The organism is Flavobacterium aeripolare (assembly GCF_013294025.1).
Taxonomy (GTDB): Bacteria; Bacteroidota; Bacteroidia; order Flavobacteriales; family Flavobacteriaceae; genus Flavobacterium.
Map to the genome: position 1 here is coordinate 102,655 of NZ_JABSNL010000011.1, position 12,912 is coordinate 115,566.

Consider the following 12,912-nt stretch of genomic DNA (forward strand, 5'->3'; position numbering starts at 1 on the left):
TATAAAACTTTTAAAAAGTTCTAGATATGACCTATGTCAGGTTTATTTATTCAAAAGTATAGCTGCCTCTTTTGCAAAATAAGTCGAAATCAAACTTGCTCCTGCTCTCTTGATGCACATTAATTGCTCCATCATAATTTTATCGTGATCCAGCCAGCCTCTTTCGGCTGCCGCTTTGATCATAGCATATTCACCAGAAACATGATAAACCGTTACCGGAACATTTACTGCGTTTTTAACCTCGCGAACGATGTCTAAATAGGCAATTCCTGGTTTTACCATTACCATATCGGCACCTTCTTCCACATCCCAAAGTGCTTCTTTGATAGCTTCAATGCGGTTAGCATAATCCATTTGATACGTTTTCTTGTCTTTTGGCACTTCGACATCAGCTTCCCTTGGCGCACTATCTAATGCATCGCGAAAAGGCCCGTAAAATGCCGAAGCGTACTTCGCTGAATAGCTCATGATCCCCACATTATGAAAACCTGCAGCATCAAGACCTTGGCGCAAACGCAATACGCGTCCGTCCATCATATCACTTGGTGCTACAAAATCGGCTCCTGCTTGTGCATGTGAAACTGCCATTTTCACTAAGGCTTCGTTTGTCAATTCATTATCTACATCACCGTTTGCAATGATTCCGTCATGACCGTAAATAGAATAGGGGTCTAATGCTACATCGGGCATCACGACCATCTCTGGGCAAGCAGTTTTAATAGCACGAATGGCGTCTTGCATCAATCCGTTTTCATTCCAAGCTTCTTTTCCTGTATTGTCTTTTAAATCTTCGCTGACCTTTACATAAATATTTACAGCGCGAATACCCAATTCATATAATTCTATAACCTCTTTTACCGTTAAATCTATCGAACGACGAAAGATTCCTGGCATAGAAGCAATTTCTACTTGTACGTTTTCTCCCTCTGCAATAAACATGGGAAACATAAAATCTGACGGACTTAATGTCGTCTCACGAACTAATGAACGAATAGATTCACTTGTTCTTAATCTTCTACCTCTTTGTAATGGGAACATATGTTTTAGCGTTTAGCTCCATGGGAGCGGTATAATTATAGAAATGTGTATCAATTTACAAAAACCAAACCCCAGAGGGGTGGGATATTGTTTTAAACATCATCAAAGATAAATTCATTTTTAAAATCTATATTGAATGCTTTTAAAAAATCAAGATATTCTTCTTTGAAGGTTTTCTTTTTATGATGCTCTTCTTGTTTTTGGATGTAATTTATAACATTAGTTAGTTGAGAATGGCTATACGAAAAAGCACCAAATCCCGTTTGCCATTCAAATTTACCATTAATCCATCTTTTCTCATTTATAAAACGAGAGGAATTAGCTTTCATTGCTCTAACCAAATCAGACAATGATTTGTCAGGTTTTAATCCAATCAAAATATGAATATGGTCCGGCATTCCATTAATCGCGATTAATTTTTGACCTTCGTTAGTAACTATTCCCGTGATGTATTTATATAATTCATCCTTCCAAATTGTGGAAACTAGATTTTGCCTGCCTTTAACGGCAAAGACAATTTGAATATATAATTGCGTATAGGTATTTGCCATTTGAAATTGATATTATTTAAAATATGCCATCCCTACGGGATTTAATAAAATCGGATTGAATATTGTCTATAAATATTTCATCCCTATGGGATTCAACAAAACCGCATTGAATATTGTCTATAAATATATCATCCCTATGGGATTCAATAAAAAACGCATTGAATATTGTCTAAAAATATGTCGCTCCCATGGAGCTTTTACAGCCAATCCTTAGGATTTTCTTCGTCTACAAATATGTCATCTCTATGGGATTAAATAAAAAACGCATTGAATACTGTCTACAAATATGTCGATCCCATGGAGCTTTTACAGCCAATCCTTAGGATTCTCTAATACTTGTATTAATTTTTCTTCCTCACTGCCTTCTTCTGGATGATGGTCATACACCCATTGCACATGCGGTGGCAAACTCATCAAAATTGATTCAATTCTTCCATTGGTTCTCAAACCAAATAATGTTCCTTTATCGTGAACCAAATTGAACTCCACATAACGACCACGACGAATTTCTTGCCATGTTTTTTGAGCTGGAGAATACTCCAAATCTTTTCTTTTTTCTACAATTGGAACATAAGCTTGCAAGAAACTATTCCCAACTTCAGACACAAAGCTGAACCAATCTTCCATCTTCATATCATCAGTTGCTTTGCAATAATCAAAGAACAATCCTCCAATTCCGCGCGCTTCATGACGATGGGCATTCCAGAAATAGGCATCACACTGTTTTTTATATTTTGGATAAAAATCTGGATTGTGTTTATCACAAGCCGTCTTACACGTTTCATGAAAATGTTTTGCATCTTCTTCGAATAAATAGTAAGGCGTTAAATCTTGTCCACCACCAAACCACTGCTGAATCACTTTTCTTGGACCTGTACTGAGCTCTGTCGAAGTATCGTACATTTCAAAATAGCGCCAATTCGCGTGTACCGTAGGCACCATGGGGTTTCTTGGGTGCAAAACCAAGCTTAGTCCGCAAGCAAAAAAATCTGCTTCGCCAACATTAAATAGCTTTTGCATGCTCTCTGGCAATTTACCGTGAATAGCCGAGATATTGACACCCCCTTTTTCAAAAACTTTTCCGTTCTCGATTACACGTGTGCGACCTCCTCCACCTTCTGGGCGATCCCAAAGATCTTCTTTGAATTTGGCTTGACCATCAACAGTTTCTAGTCCTGCTACAATTTGGTCTTGTAAGTTTTGTATGTATGCGAAAAACTGCTCTTTCATTATAATTTTTATTTTAAAACTTCACTAATTCGACTCTACGGTTTTTAGCTTTGTTTTCTTCTGAATTATTAGTTTCGATTGGCTTTTCAGAACCAAATCCACTTGCTTTTAACCTTTTTATATCGATTCCTTTGGCTGCAAGAGCATACATAACTGTATTGGCTCTATCTGCAGACAATTTTTTATTATGTTCTAAACTTCCACTGTTATCGGTATGTCCCTCAATGGAGAGTTTTAATATTTTGTTTTTAGACAATAAAGCAAAAATTTCATCTACTACTTTTTGTCCATCATCTTGCAAAGTTGCTTTGTCAATATCAAAATTAATATTCAAAACTGCTTTTCCTTTCGAGTCAATTTCTTTCTGCATCTCTGAAGCAGTTGGTGCTTTAATTGTTTGCTTAAAACCTTCTAATTCAATAACTCCTATTTCAGAATGAGCAGAATTAGAACCCAACTGAATGAATATTTTTCCGTTTTTATGATTCAAAGCATAATTCCGAACTGAATTATCATAAGGACTTCCGGCACTTTGAATGTATTTGTATGCTGCTTTTTCTTCTGATTGCTGTAGCGCATCTAACTCACCTACAGGAATTTGACCGCCAAATAATAAAACTGCTCCAATTTTTTTTAGATAATTATCAACGCTTTTATCAAATTTTAATTGATTAAATTCGGCATTATCATCTTTCATGATCAAATACAAACTAGCTTTTTTACCTTCAGCTCTAATAAAAGAATTGCCGTCATAGATAAACAATTTATTGAAATCGAAAAAATTTGTCATTCCGTTTTTGGCAACCTCAGTGCTTCCCTCTTCTTTAATAATAAAACCTTCTGGCGCTGTTATATAAGGGAAAACTCCTATGTCGATTGTTGATTCTTGTATTTTTGACCAATCGAATGAATCAACAAAAAGTGTTTCCTTTGAAGCTTCACTACTATCCGCAGCGTTTTCTTTTACCTCAGAAACATTCTTATTTTGAACCGCATTATTTTCTTTTTTGCAAGAGCCTATAATGATACTCAAAAAGGCAAGTGTTAGAATCTTTTTCATTTTATCTAATTAAATAGTTTACAATTAGTTATACTTAACTAAATTACAACCTATAAAATATAAAAAGTTATTCTATCATTAATTCTAAGTTATCCCTACATCAATTTTTTAAGGTTAGCAATCTTGGCAGAAATCCCAAAAGAAAAGGTCTTACTATCTACTTGAATCTGCTCATAAATAGCTAATGCTTTAGCTTTGTAATCAAATTGGTTACCTACAGAATAAGTTATCAAAAAATCGGCAAACTTTTCTTTTTGCTCCCAATCCATTTCGTATTTATCTAACACTTTTATCAAATCTTTTTCTTCAATTTGATCCAGAATAACAGTTGTTAAATCAAAATCTGTCAATTGATTATCGATTAAACTTGTGTCCTCCATATTCCAAATCTTCGGAGCAAAAACATAGGCAAGCAAGGTATTTAACATCTTGTCTGCCTTTAATTTTTTCTCGTCTCTTACTCCTTTGTTTAGCATTATTTTGAGTTTTCGGTTTTCAGTTTTCAGTCGCAGTGAGCAGTCGCAGTGGTCAGTTTTCAGTAGCAGTCTCAGTGATCAGTTGGCAGTCGCGGTTTGCGGTTTTCATTAGCAGTCTCAGTTGGCAGTCGCGGTTTGCTGTTAACAGTAACTAATTTTCTGTATGGAGATACATGTGGATTTGTAATTGCTACTTACAACTCACTGAACAGCCAAAGTTGAATACTGAGACTGTAAACTGAAACTGAGTACTAATAATCGCAAATTGAGACTGAGACTGAGACTGAATACTGAGACTGAAAACTAATCACCGTCAACTGAGACTGAGACTGAGACTGAGACTGTAAATTGTAAAAACCTACTGTCCGTATTCCTTCACAGCATCAATAAACGCCTTAGCGTGATCTACTGGAATATTTGGTAAAATACCGTGACCTAAGTTCACGATGTATTTATCTTTTCCGAATTCGTCAATCATTTCGTGAACCATTTTCTTGATTACCGGAATTGGCGATAACAATCTTGATGGATCGAAATTTCCTTGCAAAGTAATGTTTCCACCAGAAAGGTATCTTGCGTTTCTAGGCGAACAAGTCCAGTCTACTCCTAATGCAGAAGCACGGCTTTTTCCCATTTCGCCAAGAGCAAACCAACAACCTTTTCCGAAAACAATAACCGGAGCATCGTCAGCAAGTGCTTCAACGATTTGGTTGATGTATTTCCATGAAAATTCTTGATAGTCAACTGGAGACAACATTCCGCCCCACGAGTCAAAAATTTGAACGGCATTTACTCCCGCTTTCACTTTTTCTTTTAGGTATAAAATAGTGGTATCTGTGATTTTTTGTAATAAAACATGTGCCGCTTCTGGGTATTGAAAACAAAATCCTTTAGCTTTATCAAAGCTTTTTGATCCTTGTCCTTCTACCGCGTAGCACATAATTGTCCAAGGCGAACCTGCGAAACCAATTAATGGCACCTCATCGTTCAACATTTCCTTAGTCAATTTGATAGCATCAAAAACATATCCTAACGTTTCATGAACATCAGGAACAATTACGTTCTCAACATCTTGAATCGTACGAATTGGATGTGGCAAATACGGACCAAAATTTGGTTTCATCTCTACATCAATCCCCATTGCTTGTGGAATCACCAAGATATCTGAGAACAAAATCGCAGCATCTGGAGCGATTCTACGAATAGGTTGCACCGTAATTTCGGCAGCCAATTCTGGAGTTTGACAACGGGTGAAAAAATCATATTTATCACGCAATGCGATAAATTCTGGTAAATACCTACCCGCTTGACGCATCATCCATACTGGCGGACGCTGTACTGTTTCTCCTTTTAATGCTCTTAAAAATAAGTCGTTTTTTATCATTTTATTGCTATTGGCTAGTCGCTTTTGGCTTTTAGCTGATGGTTTATCTTGTTTTGTTTCTTTTAATTACCTTCTTCAGGCATTGGTGTGTAATGCTGAATTACTTCGAGAATTACTTCTTCAATAGTAGGCACTTCAGGAATTATGATATTTTTTATTTTTTTCTCTTCTAGGGCAGCAGCTGTTGTGCTACCAATACAAAAGCAAAATTCTTTTTTGATTTTATTATTCGATAAATAACTTTCTACAGCTGATGGACTGAAGAACAGTATTCCGTCAAAATTTTCTTGATCCGAAATTTTAAACGGCGCTAATGTAGTTTGGTACACTTCGATTTCGTTAAACGTAATTCCGGCATCTTTCAAAGCTTGTGGCAACGTCTCTTTACGCAAGTTTCCGCTAAAAAAAGTATAGCTTTCTTGGTTGTAGATTAAGGTAATAATCTCCGCTAATTCTGATGCATAATCAAGATAAACGTCTACAGTAAACCCATTTGCTTCTAATAATTCTTTGGTTTTGATACCCACACAAAAAACTGGTTTGGTTTTTAATGCTTCCCAGCCGTTTTGCTCCATCAAACTAATAACAGCATTTTGACTACTAAAAATTAAATTGGTATTGATTTTGTCTAGATCAAAAAGGTTATTTTTAATTTCGATAAAATCTTGTTCTAATAGATCAAAATCTGCGTCCAGAAATACTTGTCTCTGTTCGTCTGATAATGTTTTAGTGGATAAGATGCTTATTTGGCTCATTATTTCTTCAAATTATTTTTGATTTCCGTCATCAGTTTTATTCCTCCATTATTCAGCACTTCTTGAGCCGAATAAAATCCTAGTTTCTTCCATTCTTCGATAGGAACAATTTTATCAACTTCAATTTTTTCTTTTCCGTCAAGCGAAAACAATACTCCTTGAAAATGGATGGTATCTTCTTCTTCATTATAACGTGCCAAAGCACCAATTGGCGCCGTACAACCGCCTTCGAGAGTTTTAAGGAATTGGCGTTCTATATAGGTTACGATTTCTGTTTCAATGTCATTTAAATGCGAAAGAGCATCAAGTGTAAAGGCATCATTTTGCATCGCCACCACAAGCATAGCGCCTTGTGCTGGTGCAGGAATCATCCAATCTAAGTTGATGTAATTCTCTGGTTTCAAATTGATTCTTTCTAATCCTGCTGCTGCAAATACAGCGCCACTCCAGTCGCCTTCGTTGAGCTTTTTCATGCGCAAATTTACATTTCCGCGAAGGTCAACTACATTGTGGCTAGGATATTTGTTTAACCATTGTGCTTGACGACGCAAACTTCCAGTGGCAATAGTTCCAGAAGCAGTAAGAAAATCAAGGTTTCCTTTGTGCACTAAAATATCTAAGGTATTGGCTCTTTCAAGAACCGCTGCCTGCACAATTCCTTGTGGCAAAGCAGTAGGAACATCTTTCATAGAATGCACTGCAATATCTACCGCACCATTAATCATGGCAACATCTAAAGTTTTAGTAAATATACCCGTAATTCCTAATTCGTACAGTGGCTTATCAAGAATGACATCTCCAGTTGATTTTACAGCAACAATTTCGGTTTTATAACCTAAATCATTTAACTTTTTCTCTACAATATGTGCTTGCCAAAGTGCGAGTTCGCTATCGCGAGTTCCTATTCTTATTGTCTTTTCTGCCATTTTTATTTTTTGATCTCAAAATAAGTTTTGATTTAAAACCATTAAGAAATTAAGATTCATTAAGTTGTACTCTCTTCAAATAACTTCAAAATAAAGATTGTGTCAACCTTACTTCGCTGCTAATCCTATTTTAAAAACTTTTTCGATCCATTCAATGCTTTCATCCACCATTGTATCATCATCTTTTAAATGATTAGCAAACTGTGTGGTGATTTTTTGAATAATTCGTGCAGAAATAATTTCTGCTTGTTCTTCGTTAAAATCAGCTATTTTTTTACTTTGGAAATTCAACTCAGATTTTTTGATAGCATTCAATTTTTCTTTTAAGGCATGAATTGTAGGAGCAAATTTGCGTCCTTTTGTCCATACATTAAATTCTTCTTTGATTTCTTCGATGATAGCTTCCGCTGCAGGAATATGATTTTTTCTGTTTTCTAAAGTTTCGTCCGTTAATTGCGAGAGGTAATCCATGTGAATTAAAGTCACATCCTTTAAATCCTCAACATCTGCATGTACATTTTTCGGAATTGATAAATCTAAAATTAACAACGGTTTTTTAAGGTTCAATATTGCCTTATCAACCGTAGGGTTTTGAGCTCCAGTAGCCACAACTACAACATCTGCTTTTTGTAATTCTAAATGTAACTCTGAGTAATCTTTTACAATAAGATTTAATTTCCCAGCTAGTCGTTCAGCCTTGTCTTTAGTTCTATTAATAAGAGTGATGTGCTCATTCTTAGTATGTTTTACCAAGTTCTCACAAGTATTTCTACCTATTTTACCCGTACCAAATAACAAGATGTTCTTATTACCAATATCTTCAACGTTCTTAATAATATATTGAACCGCTGCAAAAGAAACCGAAGTCGCTCCTGAACTAATTTCTGTATCGTTTTTGATTTTTTTACTAGCCTGAATTACGGCATTCACTAAGCGCTCCATGTAATTATTAGCTAATCCCATTGCTTTTGACTGCGTGAAACTAGAACGAATTTGAGATATAATTTCAAAATCCCCTAGAATCTGACTATCTAAACCTGTTCCTACTCTAAAAATATGATTGATCGCTTCTTGGTTTTTATATACAAAACCTACTTTTTGAAACTCTTCTACACTACCGTTGCTGTTCTCACAAATCAATTTTATTAATTGAAAAGGATGCTCAGCAAAACCGTATATTTCAGTTCTGTTGCAGGTTGAAGTCACGATTAAACTCTCGATTCCTTCCGTTTTTGCTTGTTCTAGTAAACGTGTTTTTGCTAAAGTATCTAAGCTGAATTTACCTCTCATTTCGGCGTCAGCTTTTTTATAGCTTAATCCAACAGAATAGAAATAGTGATGCTTTGATTGGTTATTATTTTCCATATAAATACTTTTCAAGAAAGTGAAGCAAAATTATCACTATAGTATTTATAAAAGTAACGCTGTAAGTACTTTTTATATCGCTACATGTTTTTTTACTTCTAAACAGCTGAAAATTACTAAAAAACCCTATTTTTGTACTGAAATCAAGTTATATCGCTTCACTTATTTAGAGTTGTTCTAAATTAAACGAAACGATAATTATTCGATTGTTCTTTAAAAAATATCGCTATGGGTTCTCAAGAAATAATTAAAATAGAAGATGATTTTACCTTAATTAGGTTTCAAAATGATAGCGCTGAGACATTCCTAGCGCAACGCGAAGTAAGCAGTGGCTTGATTCAGTTTCATTTTGGATTAAAAGGAGGTGCTAAATTTATCTTTAATCAAGGGAATTATGCTCTCGAACTTCAAGAGGAAAAATCGCTACTATTATACAATCCACAAAAAGAATTGCCCCTCAATTTAGAGTTGGCTCCTAACTCATGGGTCATATCCGTAATTATTTCGATTAAAAAATTTCATGCCTTATTTTCTTCTGAGGCTGATTACATCACTTTTTTAAGTGGGGAGAATAAAGACAAGAAATACTATAATGAAGGGAAAATTAGTCCTTCAATGGCAATTGTTTTAAGTCAGTTGTTTCATTACAATTTACATCCTTCGATAAAAAACCTTTACTATCGCGGGAAAGGCTACGAGTTATTAAGTTTATACTTTAACCGCACCGAAGATCCAAATGCAGAGCAATGTCCGTTTCTTACAGATGAAGACAATGTAATAAAAATTAGAAAAGCCAAAGAAATCATTTTAGCTAACATGGCTGAACCACCCGGATTGCAAGAATTAGCAGATCAAGTAGGTTTGACTTTGAAGAAACTTAAAATGGGTTTCAAGCAAATATATGGTGATACCGTCTACGGGTTTCTATTTGACTATAAAATGGATTTTGCTCGAAAACTACTCGACAGCGGTTCTTATAATGTAAACGAGGTAGGATTAAAAATTGGGTACAGCACCGGAAGTCATTTTATTGCTGCCTTTAAAAAGAAATTTGCAACCACACCTAAAAAATACTTAATGTCTATAAATCCTGTCACTTAGACAGTATTGATTTTATATATTAAACAATAAATAAATAATAGTTAATCTCAATTTATAAAAAGTATGTTTCTGTACTTTTGTAAACAAAAAATCACACAATGAAAGGCGTATTATTAGTAAACCTTGGATCTCCTGAAAGTCCTACACCCAAAGACGTTAAACCGTATTTAGACGAATTTTTAATGGATAAATACGTAATTGACGTTCCGTTTTTATTACGAGCACTGCTTGTTCGCGGAATTATATTACAAACAAGACCTAAAAAATCGGCTGCCGCTTACGCAAAAATTTGGTGGGATGAAGGTTCGCCTTTAGTTGTTATCTCAAAGAGAATGCATGAAAAAGTAAAGCAACAAGTTGAAGTACCCGTTGCGCTAGCAATGCGTTACGGAAATCCTTCTATACTTGCAGGTTTACAAGAATTGAGGGACAAAGGGGTTACTGAAGTGTTGCTTTTTCCGTTGTACCCACAGCATGCTATGGCATCAACAACAACAATATTAGTACTAGCAGAAGAGCTGCGTAAAAAACATTTCCCAGAGATGAAATTTGCTTCTGTACCTGCTTTTTATAACAAACCTGGTTATATTAAAAACTTAGCCGATTCTATCAAAGGACATTTGGCTAATTACGATTATGATCACTTACTGTTCTCTTACCACGGTATTCCAGAGCGCCACATTCGCAAGACAGATGTAACTAAATCACATTGTAAAATCGATGGGTCTTGTTGCAATACACCATCACCAGCACATGAGTTTTGTTACCGTCATCAATGTTATGAAACAACAAAGCAAGTGGTGAAATTATTAGGAATTCCAGAAGGGAAATACAGCCAAACATTTCAATCACGTTTAGCAGGTGACAAGTGGTTAACACCTTATACTGACGTCGAAGTAAACAAAATGCCTGAAAAAGGAATTAAAAAATTAGCTGTAGTAACTCCTGCCTTTGTATCTGACTGTTTAGAAACACTGGAAGAGATTGCAATGGAAGCTAACCATGAATTCAAAGCACACGGTGGAGAAGAGTTTTTAGCCATTCCTTGTTTAAACGATGGTGATGAATGGTGTGGTACCGTAAGTAACTGGATTAATAATTGGGCAATATCTGATAAGCTAGCATACTAAATGGCAGTAACTACAGAGGAGTTAGGCACACAAGACATTAAGAAACTCTTAATGAAACAAGCAATTCCAGCTTCGGTGGGAATTCTATTTATGTCGGTTAATATTTTAATCGACACCATTTTTGTGGGACAATGGATCGGGTCACTTGCAATTGCTGCAGTGACCGTGGTCTTGCCTATTACTTTTTTTATCTCCTCTCTAGGAATGGCAATTGGTGTGGGTGGTGGTTCTGTTCTCTCTCGAGCATTAGGCGGGAATAATAAAGAAAAAGCACTGCTTACATTTGCAAACCAAATCATGATGACTTTTTTAGTTGCCTCTGTGTTTGTAGTACTAGGAATGTTTTTTAGCGACGAAATGCTAACGTTATTTGGTGCCAAAGGAGCTATTGTACAACCGGCCAAAGAGTTTTTCTTTCCCATTATTTTATCGGTTCCCTTTTTAGCACTTTGCATGATGGGAAACAACATCATTAGAGCCGAGGGAAAAGCAAAATTTGCCATGTATGCCATGATTATTCCCGCTTTTGTAAACATTATTTTAGATATTGTTTTTATAAAATTAATGAACCTTGGAATGCTAGGAGCAGCATTAGCAACTTCTATATCGTATGTAATGTGCTTTCTATTTGTGCTGTGGTTCTTTGTTAATAAAAGTGAACTCAAATTAGAGCTCAAGCATTTTAAATTCAACTTTCCCATTATAAAAGAAATCACTGAGCTAAGCTTTGTGACATTTTCAAGACAAGGAGTAATTAGTATCTTGTCTATTATATTAAACCATACTTTGTACAATTATGGAGGAGAACATTCGATTGCTGTGTATGGTATTATCAGTCGCATGCTAATGTTTGCTTTGTTTCCTGTACTGGGCATCACACAAGGATTTATTCCTATTGCCGGATATAATTTTGGAGCTAATAATTATAGTAGAGTTAAAGAGTCTATCCAAATTTCGATTAAATACGCGGCACTATTAGCTGCGGTAATATTTGTTGTTATACTATTTTTTGCAAAACCTATTGTTGCCGTTTTTACTACTGATCCGCAAGTAATTGCCGAAACACCCAATGCCCTACGATGGGTATTTGCGGCCTCGCCCATTATAGCCATACAATTAATAGGAGCTGCATACTTTCAAGCAGCAGGAATGGCAAAAAAAGCCTTGTTTTTAACCTTAAGTAAACAAGGATTTTTCTTGATTCCGCTGGTGCTAATTTTACCCAATTTTTTCGGTATTTTTGGCGTTTGGATTTCCTTCCCTATTGCCGATGTGTTATCGACACTAATTACAGGATACTTTTTGAAAAAAGAAATGAATACTAAACTGACAACTACAACCAATGGATCAATACTATAACTACCTTAAATCATTACATTTAATCTTTGTTATTACGTGGTTTGCGGGATTATTTTACATTGTCAGGCTTTTTGTATATCAAATAGAAGCATCAACAAAAACTTCACCTGAAAAAGAGATACTTCAAAAACAATATAAAATAATGACGTATCGATTATGGTATATCATTACTTGGCCGTCGGCAGTTCTAGCAAGCATCTTTGCTTTTTGGATGTTATTTTTTACTACGACAGGTAGCGCTTGGTTACAAATGCCGTGGATGCATGTAAAACTTGGCTTTGTTTTTGTGCTATACTTGTACCATGCAAAATGCCATAGCATCTTTAAACAACTACAAAATGATCAGGTAAATTACAGCACTAACTACATGCGATTGTGGAATGAGGGTGCAACAATTATCTTATTTTCAGTAGTATTTTTAGTAGTATTAAAAAATGCATTCAACTGGATTTATGGCGTAATAGGCATCATTTTATTTTCGGTATTAATTATGTTGGGCTTTAAATTTTACAAAAGAATAAGAGAAAGAAAAGAAAT

General features: G+C 35.3%; 12 protein-coding genes and 1 pseudogene. 4 read left to right on the forward strand and 9 right to left on the reverse strand.

Features of this window, described 5'->3' with window-relative positions; genetic code table 11:
- Positions 1-42 precede the first annotated feature (42 nt).
- The 9 genes from hemB to hemA form a co-directional block, all read right to left on the reverse strand.
- On the reverse strand, positions 43-1,038 hold the full coding sequence (gene hemB / locus HNQ00_RS13160; RefSeq protein ID WP_173838962.1) for a porphobilinogen synthase: 996 nt from the start codon (positions 1,036-1,038) through the stop codon (positions 43-45).
- A 92-nt stretch (positions 1,039-1,130) separates the two neighbouring features.
- Positions 1,131-1,589: an IS200/IS605 family transposase gene (gene tnpA / locus HNQ00_RS13165; RefSeq protein ID WP_173838963.1), complete on the reverse strand. Its 459-nt coding sequence runs from the start codon at positions 1,587-1,589 to the stop codon at positions 1,131-1,133.
- Positions 1,590-1,895: 306 nt separating this feature from the next.
- Positions 1,896-2,819 carry an oxygen-dependent coproporphyrinogen oxidase gene (hemF, locus tag HNQ00_RS13170; protein WP_173838964.1) on the reverse strand — a complete coding sequence of 308 codons (924 nt, stop codon included), beginning with the start codon at positions 2,817-2,819 and terminating at the stop codon, positions 1,896-1,898.
- 13 nt (positions 2,820-2,832) lie between these two features.
- Positions 2,833-3,879 carry an OmpA family protein gene (locus tag HNQ00_RS13175; RefSeq protein ID WP_173838965.1) on the reverse strand — a complete coding sequence of 349 codons (1,047 nt, stop codon included), beginning with the start codon at positions 3,877-3,879 and terminating at the stop codon, positions 2,833-2,835.
- A gap of 95 nt (positions 3,880-3,974) precedes the next feature.
- Positions 3,975-4,355, reverse strand: a complete 381-nt coding sequence (locus HNQ00_RS13180) for a hypothetical protein (RefSeq protein ID WP_173838966.1) — start codon at positions 4,353-4,355, stop codon at positions 3,975-3,977.
- Between the two features lie 358 nt (positions 4,356-4,713).
- Positions 4,714-5,739, reverse strand: coding sequence for a uroporphyrinogen decarboxylase (hemE, locus tag HNQ00_RS13185; RefSeq protein WP_173838967.1), 1,026 nt, complete (start codon positions 5,737-5,739; stop codon positions 4,714-4,716).
- 62 nt (positions 5,740-5,801) lie between these two features.
- Positions 5,802-6,494 carry a uroporphyrinogen-III synthase gene (locus HNQ00_RS13190; protein WP_173838968.1) on the reverse strand — a complete coding sequence of 231 codons (693 nt, stop codon included), beginning with the start codon at positions 6,492-6,494 and terminating at the stop codon, positions 5,802-5,804.
- Positions 6,494-7,420 (reverse strand): hydroxymethylbilane synthase, encoded by a 927-nt coding sequence (hemC, locus tag HNQ00_RS13195; RefSeq protein ID WP_173838969.1) that lies wholly within the window; start codon positions 7,418-7,420, stop codon positions 6,494-6,496. Before hemC ends, HNQ00_RS13190 begins: the two co-directional genes overlap by 1 nt.
- Before the next feature lie 108 nt (positions 7,421-7,528).
- Complete coding sequence (hemA, locus tag HNQ00_RS13200; protein WP_173838970.1) at positions 7,529-8,785, reverse strand: glutamyl-tRNA reductase; 1,257 nt, start codon at positions 8,783-8,785, stop codon at positions 7,529-7,531.
- 228 nt (positions 8,786-9,013) lie between these two features.
- On the opposite strand from hemA, the gene HNQ00_RS13205 reads away from it, so the two are divergent.
- The 4 genes and pseudogenes from HNQ00_RS13205 to HNQ00_RS13220 form a co-directional block, all read left to right on the forward strand.
- Entirely contained in the window at positions 9,014-9,886 is an 873-nt protein-coding gene (locus tag HNQ00_RS13205; RefSeq protein WP_173838971.1) for an AraC family transcriptional regulator, read from the forward strand.
- A gap of 98 nt (positions 9,887-9,984) precedes the next feature.
- On the forward strand, positions 9,985-11,016 hold the full coding sequence (hemH, locus tag HNQ00_RS13210; protein ID WP_173838972.1) for a ferrochelatase: 1,032 nt from the start codon (positions 9,985-9,987) through the stop codon (positions 11,014-11,016).
- Positions 11,017-12,375: an MATE family efflux transporter gene (locus tag HNQ00_RS13215; RefSeq protein WP_173838973.1), complete on the forward strand. Its 1,359-nt coding sequence runs from the start codon at positions 11,017-11,019 to the stop codon at positions 12,373-12,375.
- Positions 12,359-12,907 (forward strand): annotated as a pseudogene (locus HNQ00_RS13220) (CopD family protein); the annotation flags it as partial. The gene HNQ00_RS13215 and the pseudogene HNQ00_RS13220, both read left to right, overlap by 17 nt.
- Positions 12,908-12,912: the final 5 nt, after the last annotated feature.